The organism is Rhodanobacter sp. UC4438_H5, assembly GCF_052978405.1.
The window spans coordinates 1,020,336-1,039,301 of the sequence record NZ_CM129672.1; the positions used below are offsets into that span (position 1 = coordinate 1,020,336).

20 protein-coding genes are annotated in these 18,966 nt (G+C 66.0%); 12 read left to right on the top strand and 8 right to left on the bottom strand.

Annotated elements, in window-relative coordinates:
• The first annotated feature begins 24 nt into the window (after positions 1 to 24).
• From rlmN to der, 6 genes are all read left to right on the top strand, one after another.
• Positions 25 to 1,155: a 23S rRNA (adenine(2503)-C(2))-methyltransferase RlmN gene (gene rlmN, locus ACVCL9_RS04675; protein ID WP_395118413.1), complete on the top strand. Its 1,131-nt coding sequence runs from the start codon at positions 25 to 27 to the stop codon at positions 1,153 to 1,155.
• Positions 1,145 to 1,933: a type IV pilus biogenesis/stability protein PilW gene (pilW, locus tag ACVCL9_RS04680; protein WP_447098945.1), complete on the top strand. Its 789-nt coding sequence runs from the start codon at positions 1,145 to 1,147 to the stop codon at positions 1,931 to 1,933. Before rlmN ends, pilW begins: the two co-directional genes overlap by 11 nt.
• Before the next feature lie 20 nt (positions 1,934 to 1,953).
• Positions 1,954 to 2,931 carry a helix-turn-helix domain-containing protein gene (locus ACVCL9_RS04685; RefSeq protein WP_447098944.1) on the top strand — a complete coding sequence of 326 codons (978 nt, stop codon included), beginning with the start codon at positions 1,954 to 1,956 and terminating at the stop codon, positions 2,929 to 2,931.
• Between the two features lie 145 nt (positions 2,932 to 3,076).
• Entirely contained in the window at positions 3,077 to 3,727 is a 651-nt protein-coding gene (locus tag ACVCL9_RS04690; RefSeq protein ID WP_395118419.1) for a YfgM family protein, read from the top strand.
• Positions 3,728 to 3,735: 8 nt separating this feature from the next.
• Complete coding sequence (gene bamB, locus ACVCL9_RS04695) at positions 3,736 to 4,935, top strand: outer membrane protein assembly factor BamB (RefSeq protein WP_447098943.1); 1,200 nt, start codon at positions 3,736 to 3,738, stop codon at positions 4,933 to 4,935.
• Between the two features lie 18 nt (positions 4,936 to 4,953).
• Entirely contained in the window at positions 4,954 to 6,357 is a 1,404-nt protein-coding gene (gene der, locus ACVCL9_RS04700) for a ribosome biogenesis GTPase Der (protein WP_447098942.1), read from the top strand.
• A 10-nt stretch (positions 6,358 to 6,367) separates the two neighbouring features.
• Here der and ACVCL9_RS04705 read toward each other — a convergent pair whose 3' ends face one another.
• Positions 6,368 to 6,931: a GNAT family N-acetyltransferase gene (locus ACVCL9_RS04705; protein WP_447098941.1), complete on the bottom strand. Its 564-nt coding sequence runs from the start codon at positions 6,929 to 6,931 to the stop codon at positions 6,368 to 6,370.
• A gap of 84 nt (positions 6,932 to 7,015) precedes the next feature.
• On the opposite strand from ACVCL9_RS04705, the gene folD reads away from it, so the two are divergent.
• Positions 7,016 to 7,885 (top strand): bifunctional methylenetetrahydrofolate dehydrogenase/methenyltetrahydrofolate cyclohydrolase FolD, encoded by an 870-nt coding sequence (folD, locus tag ACVCL9_RS04710; RefSeq protein WP_395118426.1) that lies wholly within the window; start codon positions 7,016 to 7,018, stop codon positions 7,883 to 7,885.
• A gap of 9 nt (positions 7,886 to 7,894) precedes the next feature.
• Here folD and ACVCL9_RS04715 read toward each other — a convergent pair whose 3' ends face one another.
• On the bottom strand, positions 7,895 to 8,800 hold the full coding sequence (locus ACVCL9_RS04715) for a cation diffusion facilitator family transporter (protein WP_447098940.1): 906 nt from the start codon (positions 8,798 to 8,800) through the stop codon (positions 7,895 to 7,897).
• 246 nt (positions 8,801 to 9,046) lie between these two features.
• Here ACVCL9_RS04715 and guaB point away from each other — a divergent pair, with 246 nt between their 5' ends.
• The 3 genes from guaB (at position 9,047) to tadA (ending at position 12,915) form a co-directional block, all read left to right on the top strand.
• On the top strand, positions 9,047 to 10,504 hold the full coding sequence (gene guaB, locus ACVCL9_RS04720; RefSeq protein WP_395118430.1) for an IMP dehydrogenase: 1,458 nt from the start codon (positions 9,047 to 9,049) through the stop codon (positions 10,502 to 10,504).
• A 265-nt stretch (positions 10,505 to 10,769) separates the two neighbouring features.
• A complete protein-coding gene (gene guaA, locus ACVCL9_RS04725; RefSeq protein ID WP_447098939.1) occupies positions 10,770 to 12,347 on the top strand; it encodes a glutamine-hydrolyzing GMP synthase in 1,578 nt (525 codons plus the stop codon).
• Between the two features lie 79 nt (positions 12,348 to 12,426).
• A complete protein-coding gene (gene tadA / locus ACVCL9_RS04730; RefSeq protein WP_447098938.1) occupies positions 12,427 to 12,915 on the top strand; it encodes a tRNA adenosine(34) deaminase TadA in 489 nt (162 codons plus the stop codon).
• Here tadA and ACVCL9_RS04735 read toward each other — a convergent pair.
• Positions 12,912 to 13,445 carry a VOC family protein gene (locus ACVCL9_RS04735; RefSeq protein ID WP_447098937.1) on the bottom strand — a complete coding sequence of 178 codons (534 nt, stop codon included), beginning with the start codon at positions 13,443 to 13,445 and terminating at the stop codon, positions 12,912 to 12,914. The two genes, tadA and ACVCL9_RS04735, sit on opposite strands and share 4 nt — an antisense overlap.
• Before the next feature lie 847 nt (positions 13,446 to 14,292).
• Positions 14,293 to 14,487 (bottom strand): hypothetical protein, encoded by a 195-nt coding sequence (locus ACVCL9_RS04740; RefSeq protein ID WP_395118438.1) that lies wholly within the window; start codon positions 14,485 to 14,487, stop codon positions 14,293 to 14,295.
• 224 nt (positions 14,488 to 14,711) lie between these two features.
• Between ACVCL9_RS04740 and ACVCL9_RS04745 the strand changes: the two genes are divergently transcribed.
• Positions 14,712 to 14,984, top strand: coding sequence for a hemerythrin domain-containing protein (locus tag ACVCL9_RS04745; protein WP_447098936.1), 273 nt, complete (start codon positions 14,712 to 14,714; stop codon positions 14,982 to 14,984).
• A 30-nt stretch (positions 14,985 to 15,014) separates the two neighbouring features.
• On the opposite strand, the gene ACVCL9_RS04750 is transcribed toward ACVCL9_RS04745, so the two are convergent.
• The gene (locus ACVCL9_RS04750; RefSeq protein WP_447098935.1) at positions 15,015 to 16,028 is read right to left on the bottom strand and encodes a DNA-binding protein; all 1,014 of its coding nucleotides are present in this window, start codon (positions 16,026 to 16,028) and stop codon (positions 15,015 to 15,017) included.
• 449 nt (positions 16,029 to 16,477) lie between these two features.
• Between ACVCL9_RS04750 and ACVCL9_RS04755 the strand changes: the two genes are divergently transcribed.
• Complete coding sequence (locus ACVCL9_RS04755) at positions 16,478 to 16,861, top strand: DUF302 domain-containing protein (protein ID WP_447098934.1); 384 nt, start codon at positions 16,478 to 16,480, stop codon at positions 16,859 to 16,861.
• Between the two features lie 24 nt (positions 16,862 to 16,885).
• Here ACVCL9_RS04755 and ACVCL9_RS04760 read toward each other — a convergent pair whose 3' ends face one another.
• The 3 genes from ACVCL9_RS04760 to ACVCL9_RS04770 form a co-directional block, all read right to left on the bottom strand.
• The gene (locus ACVCL9_RS04760; protein ID WP_447098933.1) at positions 16,886 to 17,317 is read right to left on the bottom strand and encodes a YgaP family membrane protein; all 432 of its coding nucleotides are present in this window, start codon (positions 17,315 to 17,317) and stop codon (positions 16,886 to 16,888) included.
• An 88-nt stretch (positions 17,318 to 17,405) separates the two neighbouring features.
• Positions 17,406 to 18,155, bottom strand: a complete 750-nt coding sequence (locus ACVCL9_RS04765; RefSeq protein WP_447098932.1) for an MBL fold metallo-hydrolase — start codon at positions 18,153 to 18,155, stop codon at positions 17,406 to 17,408.
• 19 nt (positions 18,156 to 18,174) lie between these two features.
• Entirely contained in the window at positions 18,175 to 18,954 is a 780-nt protein-coding gene (locus ACVCL9_RS04770) for a sulfite exporter TauE/SafE family protein (protein WP_447098931.1), read from the bottom strand.
• Between the last annotated feature and the right edge of the window lie 12 nt (positions 18,955 to 18,966).

Below are 18,966 nucleotides of genomic sequence, written 5' to 3' on the forward strand. Positions count from 1 at the left end.
CGCACTCTTCACAAGAGCCACTCTTTGAACTCAGTTGTCGCCAGCTCGAACAAGGTCAACCTGCTCGATTTCGATCGCCAGGGTCTGCGTGATTTCTTCACGCAGATCGGCGAGAAGCCGTATCGCGCCGAGCAGGTGATGAAGTGGATCTACCACGACCTGGAAGACAACTTCGAAAACATGACCGACGTGGGCAAGGCGCTGCGCGCCAAGCTCACCGAGGCTTGCTACATCGGCGCGCCCAAGACGCTGCTGGACAAGGTCGCCACCGACGGCACGCACAAATGGCTGCTGGGCATGGATTCGGGCAATGCGATCGAGACGGTCTACATCCCCGAGCCGACCCGCGGCACCTTGTGCGTGTCCTCGCAGATCGGCTGCGCGCTGAACTGCCAGTTCTGCTCCACCGGCGCGCAGGGCTTCAACCGCAACCTGTCCACCGCCGAGATCATCGGCCAGGTGTGGGTGGCGGCGAAGTACCTGGGCAACGTCACCCACCAGAACCGCCGCATCACCAACGTGGTGATGATGGGCATGGGCGAGCCGCTGGCCAATTTCGACAACGTGCTGAAGGCGATGAAGCTGATGCGCGACGACCTGGGCTTCGGCCTGGCATCGAAGCGCGTCACCTTGTCCACTGCCGGCCTGGTGCCGCTGATCGACCAGTTGTCCGATGCCATCGACGTGTCGCTGGCGGTGTCGCTGCACGCGGCCAACGACGAGCTGCGCACCGAACTGATGCCGATCAACAAGCGCTACCCGATCGCCGAGCTGCTGGCGGCCTGCCAGCGCTGGGTCGCGCGCAAGCCGCGCACCTCGATCACCTTCGAATACACCTTGATGAAAGGCGTCAACGACCAGCCCGAGCACGCCCGCCAGCTCATCAAGCTGATGCGCAAGCTGCCCACGTGCAAGGTCAACCTGATTCCGTTCAACCCTTTCCCGGGTACGCAGTTCGCGCGCTCGGACGCGGCTGCGATCCACGATTTCCAGAGTCAGCTGCTCAATGCCGGCGTGCTGACCATGCTGCGCCGAACTCGCGGCGACGACATCGACGCGGCCTGCGGCCAGTTGGCGGGGCAGGTCGCCGACCGTACCCGGCGCAGCGCCGAACTTCGCAAACGGCAGAACCAGGGGGCTTTGCATGCGCTTTGACCGGGTGGTGATTCCCTGCTTGTTGTTCGCCCTGGCCGGCTGCGTCACCACGCATACCAACACCGGTGCGCTGGGCAAGCCGCTGCCGCAGGAGAGCAAGGCCGAGCAGGCCACGGACGCGGCGCGCATCCACACCGAACTGGGCCAGCATTACCTTGCCACCGGCGACCTGCAGACGGCGCTGAGCAAGGTGCAGATGGCGCTCCAGTTCGACCCGAACTACGCTCCCGCCCATACCGTCCTCGCCTACATCGATGCGCGGATCGGCAAGCTGGCCGAAGCGGAGCAGCACTATCGCAAGGCGGTGGCGCTGGAGCCGACCAAGGGTGCCTGGAACAACAACCTCGGCCAGTTCCTGTGTTCGCGGGGCAACTATGCCGAGGGCGAAACCTATTTTCGCAAGGCGGTGGCCGATCCGTTCTACGCCACCCCTTCGGAGGCCCTGGCCAACGCCGGCGTCTGCCAGCTGATGGCAGGCGACAAAACCAAGGCAGAAGCGGATTTTCGTGACGCCATCGCGCGAAATCCGCAGAATGGCGAGGCACTCTTCCAGCTCGCAAACCTTCTTTACCAGGGGAAAGATGCGTTTCGCGCAAGGGCATTCCTGCAGCGTTTCGACGCGCTGGGCAAACCGACTGCCGCCGCGCTGAAACTGGGGTACGACATCGAATCAAGCATGGGCAACCCGGAGGGGGCCCGCAATTATCTCAAGCGACTGCGCAGCCAGTTCCCGGACTCGGAACAGGCGCACGCCCTTGACTCCATCGACAACCCATGACGTCCATGCAGCAGTCTCCCATGTTCGACCACGCGCCTGACGGCACCCATTCTTCCCTCGCCCATGGAGCGGGGCAGGGAGCGATGGCCGGTGAATCGGCCCAGCCGAGTTTCGGCAGCCGGCTGCGCGCGGCGCGCGAGGCACGCGGGCTCGATCTCGAGGCCTGCGCCAACGCGCTGCGGTTGCCGGTGCGGGTGTTGCGCAAGCTGGAACTGGATCAGTACGACGGCACCGACTCCAAGGTCTACCTGGGCAGCTACATCGCCAAGTACGGGCGCCACCTGGGCATCAACGACGCCTCCATCCAGCTCGAAGTGGACCGCATCCGCCAGATCGACGCGCCGCTGGTGACCAGTGGCGGCATCTCCCATTCGCGCTTCCTGTTCGACCGCTACGCCACTGCGGCCACCTACGTGGTGCTGACGCTGGTGATCGCCGTGCCCACGCTCTGGTTCGGCGTGAAAAGCACGCTGGATCGGGACATCACCCATTTGGCCCCGCTGGACGCCGCCCCGGTGGCACAGCAGGAGCAAGCCGGCACCAGCACCCCGGCGATGGTTGCCGCCGACCGCGCCCGCCAGCCGGCGGCGCCGGTGCAGGCCTCGGCCGCCGACACGGCATCAGAGCAGCCGTTGCTGGCCTCGATGGCGCCGTTCCCGAGCCTCGCCAGCGACACTCGTCCGGCCGTGCCTGCGCCGCCGGCAGCGATGGTCGCCGCCGGCAGCGGTGGCCATCAGCTGGAGCTGACGCTCAGCGCGCCGAGCTGGGTCGAGGTGACCCGTGCCGACGGCACGCGTCTCGAATACGGTTTGCTGCCGGCGGGCAGTCACGCCGTCTATCACAGCGACCAGCCGCTGAACGTGAGCATCGGCAACGTCGGCGGCGCCCAGGTCGCGATCGACGGGCAGGCAGTGGGAATGGATGATTTCCGCCGCGCCAACGTCGCGCATTTCCGCGTGCAAGTGCAGGACGGCAAGGCCTCCGCCACTGCCCTCTGATCGGCATCGCCGCCGCTGCCGGCGACCCAATTCGGTTATGCTTGCGCACTGCCCGCCTGCGACCAGGCGGGTCTGATCCACCCATTACCTGTGTTTACGCGCTGGACTGCGCCAAGCGGTGCGCGGCCTATTGAACGGTGATTGCATGGCATTTGAAGAGTACGACAAGTACGAACAGAGCGAGTTGGTACAGAAGTGGCTGCGCGAGAACGGCGTTTCGATCGTTGTCGGTGTTCTTATCGGACTGGTCGGCATCTTCGGATGGCAGCAATGGCGCAACCACCAGGCCCGCAACGAGAGCGCGGCCTCGCAGCTCTACCAGCAGGCCAAGGTGGCGCAGCTGTCGGGCAAGCCCGACGTGGCCGCCCAGTTGACCGACCAGTTGATGAAGGATTACGCCAAATCGCCGTATGCGCTGTTCGCGGTCAGCGACCGCGCCCGCCAGCAAGTGCAGGACAAGCAACTGGACAAGGCCCAGGTCTCGCTGGAGTGGGCCGAAAGCCACACCACCGAAGAGCCGCTGAAGTCGCTGACCCTGGTGCGCATCGCGCGGGTCGAATTGGCGCGCGACCAGGCCCAGGCCTCGCTGGCCACGCTCGACCGCGTGCCGCCCGGCAGCTTCCAGGGCATGGTGCAGGAACTCCGCGGCGATGCGATGGTCAAGCTTGGACGCATGGACGATGCACGCAAGGCCTACCAGGCGGCCATGTCGGCACTGAGCGAGGACGCCCCGCAACGCGGCGCCTTGCAGATGAAACTCGATGACCTGGCCGTGGCCGGGAAGCAGGGTGCATGAAAGTTCACATGATCAAACGCGCCATGCTGGTTTCGCTGGTTTCGCTGCTGACGCTCGCCGGCTGCCACTCCTTCAAGAAGGAGAACGTGCAGCCGCCGACGCCGCTGGCCAAGGATTTCAAGCCGACGGTGCAGGTGACGCGACTGTGGCGCGAACGAGTGGGCGACGGCGCGGGCGACAGTGGCGTGCGGCTGCGTCCGACCGTGGTCGATGGCGTGCTCTACGCCGACAGCACCGACGGCAAGCTGGCCGCCTTCGACGCGGCGACCGGCAAGACGCTGTGGTCGAAGAGTTCGCGCACGCACGGCTGGTTCGGCTGGGGCGACAAGAAGCGCAAGGACGCCCAGTATGCCGGCGGTCCGGCGGTAGGCGGCGACCTGCTCGCGGTGGGCACGCTGGACGGCCACGTCTACGGCGTCAACGCAAAGGACGGCAGCCCGCGCTGGGAAGCCGAACTCAATACCCAGGTGCTGGCCTCGCCGGTGATCATCGGCAACCAGGTCATCGTGCGCGGCAGCAACGGCCGGGTTTATTCCCTTGACGCGGCCACCGGCGAGCGCCAGTGGGTGAACGACCAGGGCAACGTGCCGCTGCTGAGCGTGCGCGGCAACGGCGGCTTGCTGGTCGCCAACGGCGTGGTGTTCTTCGGCAGCGACGACGGCCTGCTGGTCGCGCTGCGCCTGGACAACGGCAGCAAGCTGTGGGAGCAGCGCCTGGCCAGCGGCGAGGGCCGCACCGAGATCGACCGTCTGAACGATGCCGACGGCGCGATCCTGCTCGACGGCAGCACCCTCTACGGCACCGCCTACCACGGCAACGTGGTGGCCATCGACGGCCCCAGTGGCCGCCCGCTGTGGTCGCATCCGTTCTCCAGCTATACCTCGCTGGCGGTGAAATACAATGCCATCTTCGGCGTCGACGATCAGTCGCGCGTGTGGGCCTTCGACAAGTCCGGCGGCGCCGACATGTGGAAGAACGACGCGCTCCGCTACCGCTGGCTGACCGGGCCGGCCGTGCAGGGCAACTACGTGGTGGTCGGCGATGCCGAAGGCTATGTGCACTGGCTGCAGACCGGCGACGGCGCGTTGGCCGCGCGCGAGCGGCTTTCCAAGAAGGCGATCCGCGCGCAGCCGCTGGTGGTTGGCGATGTCGTGTACGTCCAGGACGTGAAGGGCCACATCGGCGCCTACCGCCTGTCCTCGCCCTGATCGCGGGACGAAGTTTCCATGCTGCCCGTCGTCGCCCTGGTCGGTCGCCCCAATGTCGGCAAATCGACCCTGTTCAACGTGCTCACGCGCAGCCGCGACGCGCTGGTGGCCGACATGCCCGGGGTCACCCGCGATCGCCACTACGGTGCGTGCCATCTGGGTGAGCGCCCGTTTCTCGCGGTCGATACCGGTGGTCTGTCGGGTGTCGAGGAGGCGATCGACGTCCTTACCGCGCGGCAAGTGCGACTGGCGATCGAGGAGGCCCAGGTGCTGGTCTTCGTGGTCGATGCGCGCGACGGCCTGCTGCCGCAGGATCACGTGATCCTTGGCGAGTTGCGCCGCAGCGGCAAGCCGATCATCGCCGCCGTGAACAAGATCGACGGCCTGGATGAACAGGCCGCCCTGGCGGAATTCGCCGCCTTCGGCATGGCCACCACCTTGCCGATTTCCGCTGCGCATGGTCGCGGCACCGACGAGCTGATCCGCGCCGTGCTGCCGCTGTTGCCGCCGGACGAGGATGCCGCGAACGAGCCGTCCACGGAGGACGGCAGTATCCGCGTGGCGATCGTTGGCCGCCCGAACGCCGGCAAGTCCACGCTGATCAACCGCCTGCTGGGCGAAGAACGACTGATCGTCTCCGACGTCGCGGGCACCACGCGCGACCCGATCCGCGTGCCGCTGGAGCGCGACGGCAAGCGTTACACCCTGATCGACACCGCCGGCATCCGACGCAAGGCGCGGGTCGAGGAGGCGGTGGAGAAGTTCAGTGTGATCAAGACGCTGCAGTCGATCGCCGCCGCCCAGGTGGTGGTGATGATGGTCGACGCGCGCGAGAACCTGGCCGACCAGGACCTTACCCTGATCGGCTACGCCATCGACGAGGGCAGGGCGCTGGTGATCGCGCTCAACAAGTGGGATGGCCTGGACGCCTATCAGCGCGAGGAATGCCTGCGCGCGCTGGATCGTCGGCTGGTGTTCGTCGACTGGGCCAAGCGCGTGCACATATCGGCGCTGCACGGTTCCGGGCTGCGCGAGCTGATGCGCGCGGTGGTGCGCGCGCACGCGTCGGCGACCAGGGAGCTGAGCTCCTCCGACCTGACCCGCACGCTGGAAAAGGCGTACGAAGGCTACCAGCCGCCGCTGGTCAACGGCCATGCGCCGAAGCTGCGCTTTGCGCATCCGGGCGGCACCAATCCGCCGACCATCGTCATCCACGGCACGCGCACCAAGCACATCGCGCCGGCCTACCAGCGCTACCTGGAAAACTTCTTCCGCAAACGCTACAAGCTCGAAGGCACGCCGGTCCGCATTGCCTTCCGCGAGGGTGAAAACCCCTACGCCGGACGCAAGAAGGTGCTGACCAAGGAGCAACAGCACAAGGCCCGCCGCCGGCTCAGCGAACTGATCAAGCGCACGCGCTGATCGTCGACGCTCAGGGAAGATCCGACCGCAGCAACCCGTACACCGCCGCGTCCCGCGGTTGCCCCTCCACCAGCAAGCGCTGGCGCGCGATCGACTCGAATCGTGCGCCGATGCGCAGCGCCGTGGCGCGGCTGGCTGCGTTGTCCGGCAGCGCCACGATCTCGATGCGGATCAGCCCCAGCTGCTCGAACCCGAAGCGCGCGACGTGCTGCGCCGCCGCCGTCGCCAGCCCGCGCCGCTGGCAGGCCTGGCGCATCCAGTAACCGAGATTGGCGCGGCGGTGGATCGGCTCGAACTGGTTGAGCCCCACGCCGCCCAACAGCGAGCCGTCTGCCGCACTGCGCACCGCGAAGGCGAAATGGTTGCCGGCCTGCCAGCCGTCCTGGCAATGCGCGATCCATGCATGGGCGGCATCGTGGCCGTAGTCGGCGCGACACCACGGCAGCCAGCGCCCGACGCTGTCCACGGAGTCGCGCACGGCATCCACCAGGGCGTCGGCGTCAGCGTGGTTCCAAGGGCGCAACCGCACGCGCGCGTCGCCCAGCTCGATCGTGTATTGCGGGTCGTGTTCCATCAGCCTGCCTGGTTGCCGGCGCGCTGCCGTTTGTGCGCATGTCGTCCAGCCCGGATAATGCATCCTTTACGGCCAGGGATCAGCATGAGCGCACGCATACTCGACGGCAAACGCATCGCCCGGGAACTGCTGGAACAGCTGCACCTGCGCGTGGCCGAACGGGTCGGTCGGGGCCTGCCTGCACCGGGGCTGGCCGTGGTGCTGGTCGGCAGCGACGCGGCCTCGACGGTGTACGTGCGCAACAAGCGCAAGGCCTGCCACCAGGTGGGCTTCCGTTCCTTCGATCACGACCTTCCGGCCGAGACCACGCAGGCCGAGTTGTTCGCGCTGATCGACCGCCTCAACGCCGACCCGCAGGTGCACGGCATCCTGGTGCAGTCGCCGCTGCCGGCACACATCGACGAAGACGCGCTGGTCGACCGCATCGACCCGGACAAGGACGTGGACGGGTTCCAGGCAGTCAACGTGGGGCGGCTGGCGCTGCGCCGGTTCGGCCTGCGGCCGTGCACCCCGCGCGGCGTGATGACCCTGCTCGGCCACACCGATCGGCCGGTGCGCGGGCAGCATGCGGTGGTGGTGGGCGTGTCCAACCACGTCGGCCGGCCGCTGGTGCTGGAGCTGATGATCGCCGGTTGCACCACCACCTCGTGCCATCGCTTCACGCGGGAGCTGGAAAGTTTCGTGCGCCAGGCCGACATCGTGATCGTCGCGGTCGGCAAGCCCGGCCTGGTGCGGGGCGACTGGATCAAGCCCGGCGCGGTGGTGATCGACGTCGGCATCAATCGGCTGGAGGACGGCCGGCTGGTCGGCGACGTGGAGTTCGCCCCGGCCGCCGAGCGCGCCAGCTGGATCACGCCGGTGCCGGGCGGGGTGGGGCCGATGACCGTCGCCACCTTGATGGAGAACACGCTGGAAGCGGCCGAGGCACAGGCTGCCCGCGGCAGCGCCGGCTAGGTCGTTCGCTCAGCTGCGGTGGCCGGTGTCGTGCGCGTCGAGCGAACAGGGCGTCGCGACCACCTGGCCGCTGGCCGCATGGTCGGTCTGGATGGTCGTATGGGTGATCGCGAATCGATCGCGCAACATGGCTTCCAGTTCGCGGCGCACGTCGTGGCAGTCGACGTCGAGCTCGACGAAGACGTGTGCCGACAGCGCCGGCATGCCCGAGGTCACTTCCCACACGTGCAGGTCGTCCACCCGCGTGACCGCGGACAGGGCGTGCATGGCCTGGCCGATCGCGTCCGGTTCCAGTCCGCGCGGCGCCGCCTCCAGGAAAACCCGGCCGGCGTCGCGCACCAGCCCGATGCCGGCCTTGAGCATCAGCGCCGCCACCACCAGCGCCGCCAGGGAATCGAACTGGTTCCACCCCGTCCACCAGACCAGCACGCCGGCCACCGCCGTGGCGATGAATGCATACAGGTCGGTGAGCACGTGCTGGTAACTGCCCTGGATGTTGAGGCTTTCCCGGTTGGCCTTGTGCATCGCCCACACCGCCAGCAGGTTCACGCCGATGCCCGCCACCGCCACGACGGTGACCAGCAGGCCGTGCACGGCGGGCGGGTGGATCAGCCGGCGCACGGCCTCGACCACGAACCACGCCGAGAGCAACAGCAAGGTCACGCCATTGGCCTGCGCGCTGAGAATTTCCACCCGCTTGAGCCCGAACGTGTAGCTGCCGCGCGCCGGTCGGCTGGCCAGCCGCATCGCCACCAGCGCCAGGGCGATCGCGCCGACGTCGGTCAGCATGTGGCCGGCATCGGAGATCAGCGCCAGCGATTGGGCCAGCATGCCGACCACCACCTCGACGATCATGAAACCCAGCAGCAGCAGCAGGGCGATCGTCAGATAACGCCGATCGGCATCACGGGCCACGCCGTGGGCATGCGGATGACCGGCCGCATGGGCATGGGCATGGTCGTGTCCCTGTGCGTGATCGCGAGGGTGATCGTGGGGGTGATCGTGAGAGGAATGGGCGTGCACGGCGGCTCCTGCGAAGGTCGCCAAGATACATGCCGGGTGCGGTGCTATGTCATCACATTGGCCGCGCCGCGCGGGTCCGGCGCTGGCGAGGGCAGTGAAGGGAACGTATAATTCCCTCTTTGCAGCGGGACATTTCGCATGCGCATCCTCGCCGAGGCCCTGACCTACGACGACGTCTACCTGGTTCCGGGCCATTCCATCGTCCTGCCGCGCGACGTGAACACCTCGACGCGCTTCACCCGCGGCCTGCGGCTGAACATCCCGATCGTTTCCGCCGCGATGGATACCGTCACCGAGGCGCGCCTGGCCATCACCATGGCGCAGAACGGCGGCATCGGCATCATCCACAAGAACATGACCGCCGAGCAGCAGGCCGCCGAAGTGCGGCTGGTGAAGAAGTTCGAGGCCGGCGTGATCCGCAGCCCGATCACGGTCGGCCCGGAGACCTCGATCCGCGAGGTGCTGCGGCTCACCCACGCGCACAACATCTCCGGCGTGCCGGTGGTCGAGGGCAATCGCCTGGTCGGCATCGTCACCAGCCGTGACATGCGTTTCGAACGCAAGCCGGACGATCCGGTGCGCAATATCATGACCCGCCAGGACAAGCTGGTCACCGTAAAGGAAGGCGCCAGCCAGGACGAGGTGATGCTGTTGCTGCACAAGCATCGCATCGAGAAAGTGCTGGTGGTCAACGACGACTTCCAGTTGCGCGGCCTGATCACCGTGAAGGACATCCAGAAGGCGCGCGACAACCCGCATGCCGCCAAGGACAGTCACGAAGCGCTGCTGGTGGGTGCTGCCGTCGGCGTGAGCGGCGACACCGAGCAACGCGTGGCGGCGCTGGTCGATGCCGGCGTCGACGTGCTGGTCGTGGATACCGCACACGGCCATTCGCAGGGCGTGATCGACCGGGTGGCCTGGGTCAAGAAGCACTATCCGCAGGTGCAGGTGGTGGCCGGCAACATCGTCACCGGCGAGGCGGCGCGGGCACTGCTCGACGTGGGCGTGGACGCGGTCAAGGTGGGCGTGGGCCCCGGCTCGATCTGCACCACTCGCGTGGTTGCCGGTGTCGGCGTGCCACAGATCACCGCGATCGACCTGGTCGCCACCGCGCTGAAGGACGAGATTCCGCTGATTGCCGATGGTGGCATCCGCTACTCCGGCGACATCCCCAAGGCCCTGGCGGCCGGTGCATCCAGCGTGATGCTGGGCTCGATGTTCGCCGGCACCGAGGAATCCCCGGGCGAGGTCGAGCTGTTCCAGGGCCGCTCGTACAAGAGCTACCGCGGCATGGGCTCGATCGGCGCGATGCAGCTCGGCTCCAAGGATCGCTACTTCCAGGACGAGGCCGACGCCGACAAGCTGGTACCCGAGGGCATCGAGGGCCGCGTGCCGTACCGCGGGCCGCTGCGCAACATCATCCACCAGTTGATCGGCGGCCTGCGCGCGTCGATGGGCTACCTGGGCGCGGCCACCGTCGAGGACGTGCGCAGCAAGGCGCAGTTCGTCAAGGTCACCTCCGCCGGCGTCACCGAAGCGCACCCGCACGATATCCAGATCACCAAGGAAGCGCCGAATTACCGCTTGAACTCGTGATCCGGCCGGGAAGGGTGGTCATTACCATGCCCGCCCCTCCCGCCACACGCCGTACCACACCGCCGTCATCCCGGCGAAAGCCGGGGTCCAGCGCCTTCCCAAGCGTCGCGGCACAAGTCACCGGGTCCCGGCTTTCGCCGGGATGACGGGCATGGGGAATCGTCGCCTCGCGTAGCTTCCTGCTTTCGCCGCGGCGACCGGCATGCAGCTTCCGTCACCCGTCGCACTCGTTGGCCCATCCTTTCCCGATACCCGTCCGCCGCCCATGACCAACATCCACTCCCACAAAATACTCATCCTCGACTTCGGTGCGCAGTACACGCAGTTGATCGCCCGGCGCGTGCGCGAGCTGGGCGTGTATTGCGAGATCTGGGCCTGGGACCACGATCCGGGCGAGATCACCGCGTTCGGCGCCAAGGGCATCATCCTGTCCGGCGGGCCGGAATCGACCACGCTCCCGGGCGCGCCCAAGGCGCCGCAACAAGTGTTCGATGCGGGCGTGCCGATCCTCGGCATCTGCTACGGCATGCAGACCCTGGCCGCGCAGCTGGGCGGCGCCACCGAGGCGGCCGACCAGCGCGAGTTCGGCCATGCCCAAGTGGACATTGCGGGCACCAGCCGACTGTTCGAGGGCCTCACCGACCACGCGGACGCGCACCGGCTGGACGTGTGGATGAGCCACGGCGACCACGTGTCGCGCGTGCCGCCGGGCTTCGTGGTCACCGGCACCACCGCGCGCATTCCGGCGGCGGTGATGGAGAACCACGACAAGCGCTGGTACGGCGTGCAGTTCCACCCGGAAGTGACCCACACGAAGCAGGGCGGGGCGCTGCTCAAGCGCTTCATCACCGAGATATGCGGTTGCGCCACGCTGTGGACGCCAGCCAACATCATCGACGACCAGATCGCCCGCGTGCGCGAGCAGGTCGGCGACGACCACGTGCTGCTCGGCCTCTCCGGCGGCGTCGATTCCTCGGTGGTGGCCGCGCTGCTGCACAAGGCGATCGGCGCGAGGCTTACCTGCGTGTTCGTCGACACCGGCCTGCTGCGCTGGAAAGAGGGCGACCAAGTGATGGCCACCATGGCCGAGCACATGGGCGTCAAGGTGATCCGCGTCAACGCGGCCGACCGCTACTTCGAGGCACTCGAAGGCGTCTCCGATCCGGAAGCCAAGCGCAAGATCATCGGCGGCCTGTTCGTGGAGATCTTCGACGAGGAGTCGGGCAAGATCACCGCTGACGGCAGCAAGGTGAAGTGGCTGGCGCAGGGCACGATCTACCCCGACGTGATCGAGTCGGCCGGCAGCAAGACCGGCAAGGCCCACGTCATCAAGAGCCACCACAACGTCGGCGGCCTGCCGGCGCACATGAAGCTGAAACTGGTCGAACCGCTGCGCGAGCTGTTCAAGGACGAAGTGCGCCGCATCGGCGTGGAGCTCGGCCTGCCGCGTGAAATGGTCTATCGCCACCCGTTCCCGGGGCCGGGCCTGGGCGTGCGCATCCTCGGCGAGGTGAAGCGCGAATATGCCGAGTTGCTGGCGCGCGCCGACGCGATCTTCATCGAGGAGTTGCGCAAGGCGGACCTGTACGACCGGACCAGCCAGGCGTTCGCGGTGTTCCTGCCGGTGAAGTCGGTGGGCGTGGTCGGCGACGCGCGCGCCTACGAATGGGTGATCGCCTTGCGCGCGGTGGAAACCATCGACTTCATGACCGCTCACTGGGCGCACCTCCCGTACGAGTTTCTTGGCAGGGTTTCAAATAGAATAATCAATGAGTTGCGTGGTGTTTCTCGCGTTGTTTACGACATCAGCGGCAAGCCACCCGCCACGATCGAGTGGGAATAGGCAAATCAATGGCTTGCGTATGTCGGGAAAGGCCAGCTTGGCTCCAATCTTTCCCAGATAAAGTCGGCAACTTATTGAGATGAAAGACGAAAAATCGGAAACCTCAAGTGATTTCTCACCCGCCGATGTGCGCCACATGCAGCGTGCGCTGCAACTGGCCGCGCACGCCCGCGACAGCGAGAACGAGGTGCCGGTGGGGGCAGTGCTGGTGTTGAACGGCGAAGTCGTGGGGCTGGGCTGGAATCGCAACATCACCCTGCACGATCCGACCGCCCACGCCGAGGTGATGGCCATGCGCGCCGCCGGCGAGCAGCTCGCCAACCACCGGCTGTCCGGCGCCACGCTGTACGTGACGCTGGAACCGTGCTCGATGTGCGCGATGGCGCTGATCCACGCACGCATCAGCCGCGTGGTCTATGCCGCCGCCGATCCCAAGACCGGCGCGGCCGGCAGCGTGTTCGATACCTTGATCGACGCGCGGCACAACCATCGCATCGAGGTGGCCGGGGGGCTGTTGGCCGAGGAATCGGCCCGCATGCTGCGCGACTTCTTCCGCGCCAGGCGCTAGTGGCCGCGCGGCGCCGCCGCCACGGTGTCGATATCACCGTAGGCGGTATCCGGCGGCTTGCTGCCGAGCAGCCGCATCCGCATGCCCCAGGGCGCCACGAAGTCCAGCGCCATGCGGCCAGCCCACGGACCGGAAGTCAGCCGGTGTGGTGCGCCACTGACGATGACGCCACGCTGCCGAAGCCAGGCATCGGTGCGCAGGGTGCCATCTGCGAGGAACTGCAAGGTCTCGCCGGTGGCGGCCGAGCCGCGGGCAGGGGAGTGGCCACGCTCGACGAACAATTCCAGCATCGAACCGCTGCCGCAGGAAAGCAGGCGGGAGCCTGATGCCCCCGCCGCGATTGGCGCGGGGTCGCCAACCGGGCGGCAATTCAGCACGTCGTGGAAAAACGCCGAGGCCTGCCGCAGATCCGGCACGCCGATCCTGGCGTAGTCGCCATCGCCCAGAGTCGCTGCGCGCGCGCCTGCCGGCAGGGTCGCCAGCAGGCCGGCGGCGACGAGCCACAGGAAGAACACGATCTTGTTGTTCATGGCGGGGATTTCCGAAGAACTCGGCAGCCAGATGGTGCCGATCCCCCTCGGCAAAACCCGTGACTGATGACCGGTGTGTTTCCCCGGGCGAACAGTCCGCCAGCCCACCGCTGTTTCTTGCCGGGAACGGTGCGATCACCGCAGCGCCATTGATCCCGGGCCATTCCGGCCTGATTCCCTGGTCACGCCCGGACCGGTGTGCTCGTTGACCGGTCATTGCCTCGTCCACAGGACTCAACACCATGACACGCGACAACAGACAGAAACCGCGGCAGCCATACCAGCACCATCAGCGCGGCGTCTCCGGCCGTGCCAGTCGCGACGCCTCCCGTCAGGACACCGCGAGCATGGGCGGACTGAGTTCCGACGACGGTTACGACTGGTTGCAGCGGGTCGGCCGCACGAGAGCGACCCGGACAATGGGCAGCGCCTGAGGGTTGCCTCTCGCCAACGCCGCAAGGTCGGCGAGGGTGAAGGTCCGCCAGCCACAATGGGCGCCCGGCGCTAGATGCCGTTCTTTCGCGAGCGTGTGCCCGGCACAGAGTCGACCGAGATCGACAAGAGCACGTGCCGATAGCGTGTGGAGGTCGATGCCTCGATGATGTATTCTATATTTTACATAATATACATTATGCGAAATTAAAGATAGAAGGCGACAGCCTCCACGGCAACCGTCCTCCAGCGGCGCATCGACCCTCTCCGCCGCTGCCTCGCCAGGTGCCAATCAGCTTCTTCCGGACGTTGGAAGAGCCATCGCCTTCAAAGGACATCGTTCTTGCCTGGTCGAGGTGTTCGACCTGGGTCATGCGCAGTTGTGCGCGTACTCCGTTGTCGGCGATGTTCTCGCTCAATCCGGTTCCGGCGGTTTGGACGGGATGAACGGCGAGACAGGATCGCTGGCCGGAAAGGTTTCCTCCAGTGCCTCGTCCTGGTTCTCGCTTTCCTTCTTCTTGCGTTGCCGCCGCGTTTCGGGAGTCTCCGGTGGCTCCCTGTCGTTCTTGCGCCCGGGATGTTGCCGGTCTTTGCGGTCGTGGGTTGCCATGCCTGCTGCTCGTGTGTGGAGGGAACGATGGCAGCCTGCGTTTTGCCGGGTGAAGCCTCGGTGGGGCCGGCGTGCACGCGCGGTCGCGGGCCCCGCTGCCGATGGCCGGATCAGGCCCGATTCGCTGCGATGGCGTGATGATGGCCGGGCCTTCGCGGGACACCGGATTCACGCCTGGGATGGAATGCTCGCCACTCCCTCCCCCGCCAGAACCGGAGCGCCCCGTGGATGCCATCCAACTGCTGAAAGCCGATCACAAGAAGGTCAAGGAACTGCTCGCCGAGCTTGCGAAAACGACCACCCGCGCCGCGAAGACGCGCAGCGAGCTGCTCGCACAAATCCGCGTCGACCTGGAGGTCCATACCACGATCGAGGAAGAGATCTTCTATCCCGCCTTCAGGAAGGCCGGTACGAAGGACGATGCAGAGGGTCGGCAGGGATTCGCCCAAAAACCGGCAATTGCGCTCGTAACCCCTCTTGATCCTTCGATTTCCTAAATTGGCGGCTTGATGCGCCATGACCGATCGTCATTCCGACTCGGATGGCTCGCTGACGGGCTCCTTGGATTTGAGCTCGCCCAAGAATTCCTCGATCGCGGTCAGACGCGCCTCGCGCCGCCGCTGATCTTCGATATCTGCCAGACGCGCATGGCGCTCGGCCGCCAGCTCCGCGACGTAGCGTTCGACATCGGCGCGGAGTTGGTCACGTTCGTTCGTGACCTGGGCGCACTTCTGCTCCAGGGTTTCAGCCTCTTTTTTGAGCCGCGGCACGTCTTTGGCTGTCCGTGCCGCCTGCTCGTACTCCCTGCGCAAGGTCCGTAGTGCGTTTTCGCTGTGACCATGTAGTTCGGTGAGTCGTGCGTTGTCGCGATTGAGCTGCATGACCTCGTGATTCTTAGTGGATACAAGTTCATTGGCTTGGCGAAGTTCGATCTGCAAAGTCTGCACCTGGTGATCGTGGCGCCGTGCTTCGGCCTCCCGCTGCTCCTTGGCTGACTGCCTGAAATGCTCCAGCGCCTCCCGTGCCTGCTGGTGCTTCCCCTCCAGCGACTGGGCATGGGCGACCTGTTCGGCCAGCCGCGCCTCCAGGCCGATGGCCCGCTCTTCTAGGGTGCTGATCGCGATGGCGCGTTCGTGCAGTTGCCCCCGCGACTCCTCATGGGCGCGCTTTTCCTCCTGCAGGGCGGTCTCCGTCCGCTGTAGGCGATCGCTCAGCGCCCGACCCTCGCGTTCCTGATGGCCCAGCGCTTCGGCAGCCTTCTGAGCGGCGGCGTCGAACTTGGTTTTGGCCTCGGCGATCCGAGTGTCGGCCTCCTCGGCAAGGCGTCTTGAGAGTTGGGCGACCAAGGTGCGCAGCGAATCGCTGATAACGATGTCGGAGGTCGACGCCGTCGCTACCTCCGCTTCCAGCTCCTTGAGGTAACGGTGGATGGTGGTCTTTGAGCCGGTGTTGCCCAGGGCCACACGGACGGCGTCCACGGACGGGTGCTTGCCCTGCGCGATGAGGCTATCGCGCGCCTTCTGGACTTCGGTCTTGTACAAGCCCGCACGCGCCATACCCGTGCTCTCCCCTTTTTAACGTACTGTGTTACATACCATGTAATTACATTACAAACAACAGCAAGCATTCAGCTAGAGGCGGCGCGAATATGAAATGGGATAATGTTGAATTATGCCGCCTAGCGACTTCCGGACTGGTCGCAGCCGCCAGAATAGATACGAAACGGCCCGCCGCTTTCCCGTCGGGAATAGCCAGCGACGTTGGTCGTCACCCGTTGGCCGCGCTGTCGTTTGTCAGATTGACGACGCCTTTGCCAAGGGTCGCCATTGCCGCGCCGTAGTCTTGGTGTCGCACGGGACAGTTAAGACGACATATCATCAAGCCATCGTCACGCTTGAAGCTGGATCATCGGAATAATTGATGGCGCCCGCACGCGCGCAACTGGGAAACGCTCAGCGGCGCTTAGATGAACCGCTGCCGGAGTCCACGCATGATCTACGAAAAGCCGACCTCGAAACCGACAGAAGAGGCCTTCGAAGCTGTGCAGGAAAGCATCCGAAGGCATGGCTTCGGGCTGCTGCACCACTACGACTTCCGTCGCACCCTGGCTGACAAAGGCTACACGCTTGAGAATGACTGCCTCGTGCTGGAAGTCTGCAATCCCGGCCAGGCGGCGCAGGTGCTGGGGATGGACATGACACTCAACCTGGTCCTTCCATGCCGGCTCTCCATCTACCAGAAGGATGGCCGCACGTGCATCGGCATGGTTCCCCCGACGGATCTGTTGTCGTTGGTATCGAACGACCAGGCGGTGGCCTCGGCCGCGCGCGAGGTGGAGCAGACCATGCGCGCCATCATCGATGAGGCGGTTTGACACGCCCGCGGGCTTGTCCGTCAATCAGTGAACCGACTGGCGATCGTCGAGCGCAGCCAGCAAAGCGTACTTCTCGCGGTCGATCTCCGCGCGAGTGCGAATGCCTAGTCGGCGCAACACCGGCAATGGCGGGCACCAGCCCTGCAAGCCATGCTGCAGAAGGAACGGCAACACGATGCCGGTCAGCCAGAGCCACCGGCGGTCAACCGTCACGCCGAGCACGAGGCCGGACAGTGCCAGAGTGGAGGCATTGACCTCCAGAACGCGCTCGACATCCCACTCGGCATCCAGGGCCTGTATGCGGCCCGTAATCTGTGCGCGATCCAGCTGCCTGTAGCGGTGGATGTTGGCTTCAGTCTGCCGGTCGATCTCGCGATTGATGTCCGCGGATGTGGAGCGGCGAACGCGGTCCGCGTCGCTCCTGCTCGATGCTGCGGAAACGGTCGAATCATTCATAGTGGGCACCTCGCGCGCGTGACGGCGCAATAGTCGCACCTGGGCCATCAACAGCCCCGTGAGAAGGTCCGCCCTGTGCCAGCGCGCCTCACCCCTGCGGGCTGTGGGCGATCTTCGCGCAGTATTCGCGCAGGTGCTCGGGCAAATCCTGCGGGCACACTCCGCATTGCCGGTTGCCGGGGACGGCGTGGTCGATGAACTTTGGGTAAGGCAGGTTGAGCCCGGCCATGATCGCCCGGAACTCGTCCAGTGTTCGGTCACCGCCCAGGCGCGGATTGCGGCTCTGCTCCTGCGCTACCGAGGAAACGTAGCGGCCCTGGTAGTCGTGCGCGGGGTAGACCAGCGTCTCGCCCGGCAGCACGAACAGCTTCTCGCGCACGCTGCGGAACAAGGCGTCGGCGTCGCCGTTCTGGAAATCGGTGCGGCCACAGCCGTCGATCAGCAACGCATCGCCGGTGAACACGCGGTCAGCCAGGCGGTAGGCAAAATGGCCGTCCGTGTGCCCGGGTGTGTGCAGCGGTTGAAGTGGCACGCTGCCGACTTCGAACGGACGTCCCTCCTCGATTCCTGCATCGGCACATGGCAGGCGGTCGAACGCAGGCGCTGCGATGCGGCTGCCCACGCGCTGCTTGAGCTCGCGTGCCGCGGTGATGTGGTCGGCGTGGATGTGCGTGTCTATCGTCCATGCCAGGGTCAGAACCAAACGCTGTATCTCGGCCAAGTCGCGTTCGATCATCGTGACGACCGGGTCGATCAACACCGCCTGGCCGGTGTCCTCACAGCCAAGCAGGTAGGTGTAGGTACTGGAGAGCGGTTCGAACAACTGACGGAACAGCATGATAGCCTCCTGCGCGCTCTCAGGCATGCAACGACTTGTAGAGCATGAAGATGGCCACCACGACGATCACCGCGGCGAAGATCAGGTTGAGCGCCCCGCGCGTCTTCGCCAACCGTCGGGCGCCCAGCGCACCCAGCCAGCCACCGACGATGCCGCCGCCGATGAACTCGGTCGCCACGCGCCAATCGACCAGGCCGGAGGCGGCATAGTTGAAGGTGGTGGTCAGCCCGAAGGCGCCCACCGAGAACAACGACGTGCCGATTGCGTTGATGATCTCCATGCCGCTGGCGAACATCAGCCCCGGTACGATCAGGAAGCCGCCGCCGATGCCGAAGAATCCCGACAGACCGCCAGCGCCGAGGCCCACAGCGCCCAGACGCGGATAGACGTGCGGCAGCGGGTAGCGATCCACCTCGCCGTTACGCCGTCCGCGCAACATCAGGCCGGCGACCACCAGCATGAGCAGTGCGAACAGCACCAGCAGGTGCTGCCCGTTGATCGCCTTGCCCAGGCTCGATCCCAGGTAAGCGCCGACCACGCCGGTCGCTGCAAACATGAAGGCCGCCTTCCAGCGGACGTGTCCGGCGCGCGCATGAGGTACCAGGTTGGCGAAGGCATTCACCGCCACCGCCAGCGCGCTGGTACCGATCGCCACGTGCGGGTCGTGCACGCCGACCACATAGAGCACCAGCGGCGTGGCCAGAATCGAGCCGCCACCGCCGATCAGCGCCAGCGAAAAGCCGACCAGAGAGCCACACACGATGGCCAGCAAGGCCTGGGTCAGAAGAACGGGTTCCATGGACACTCCAGA

What these genes read in the sequence shown, in the direction of transcription:
- pilW (WP_447098945.1), top strand. Translation starts at nt 1,145, where the DNA reads ATGCGCTTTGACCGGGTGGTGATTCCCTGCTTGTTGTTCGCCCTGGCC.
- ACVCL9_RS04685 (WP_447098944.1), top strand. Translation starts at nt 1,954, where the DNA reads ATGTTCGACCACGCGCCTGACGGCACCCATTCTTCCCTCGCCCATGGA.
- ACVCL9_RS04690 (WP_395118419.1), top strand. Translation starts at nt 3,077, where the DNA reads ATGGCATTTGAAGAGTACGACAAGTACGAACAGAGCGAGTTGGTACAG.
- bamB (WP_447098943.1), top strand. Translation starts at nt 3,736, where the DNA reads ATGATCAAACGCGCCATGCTGGTTTCGCTGGTTTCGCTGCTGACGCTC.
- der (WP_447098942.1), top strand. Translation starts at nt 4,954, where the DNA reads ATGCTGCCCGTCGTCGCCCTGGTCGGTCGCCCCAATGTCGGCAAATCG.
- ACVCL9_RS04705 (WP_447098941.1), bottom strand. Translation starts at nt 6,931, where the DNA reads ATGGAACACGACCCGCAATACACGATCGAGCTGGGCGACGCGCGCGTG.
- folD (WP_395118426.1), top strand. Translation starts at nt 7,016, where the DNA reads ATGAGCGCACGCATACTCGACGGCAAACGCATCGCCCGGGAACTGCTG.
- guaB (WP_395118430.1), top strand. Translation starts at nt 9,047, where the DNA reads ATGCGCATCCTCGCCGAGGCCCTGACCTACGACGACGTCTACCTGGTT.
- guaA (WP_447098939.1), top strand. Translation starts at nt 10,770, where the DNA reads ATGACCAACATCCACTCCCACAAAATACTCATCCTCGACTTCGGTGCG.
- tadA (WP_447098938.1), top strand. Translation starts at nt 12,427, where the DNA reads ATGAAAGACGAAAAATCGGAAACCTCAAGTGATTTCTCACCCGCCGAT.
- ACVCL9_RS04735 (WP_447098937.1), bottom strand. Translation starts at nt 13,445, where the DNA reads ATGAACAACAAGATCGTGTTCTTCCTGTGGCTCGTCGCCGCCGGCCTG.
- ACVCL9_RS04740 (WP_395118438.1), bottom strand. Translation starts at nt 14,487, where the DNA reads ATGGCAACCCACGACCGCAAAGACCGGCAACATCCCGGGCGCAAGAAC.
- ACVCL9_RS04755 (WP_447098934.1), top strand. Translation starts at nt 16,478, where the DNA reads ATGATCTACGAAAAGCCGACCTCGAAACCGACAGAAGAGGCCTTCGAA.
- ACVCL9_RS04760 (WP_447098933.1), bottom strand. Translation starts at nt 17,317, where the DNA reads ATGAATGATTCGACCGTTTCCGCAGCATCGAGCAGGAGCGACGCGGAC.
- ACVCL9_RS04765 (WP_447098932.1), bottom strand. Translation starts at nt 18,155, where the DNA reads ATGCTGTTCCGTCAGTTGTTCGAACCGCTCTCCAGTACCTACACCTAC.
- ACVCL9_RS04770 (WP_447098931.1), bottom strand. Translation starts at nt 18,954, where the DNA reads ATGGAACCCGTTCTTCTGACCCAGGCCTTGCTGGCCATCGTGTGTGGC.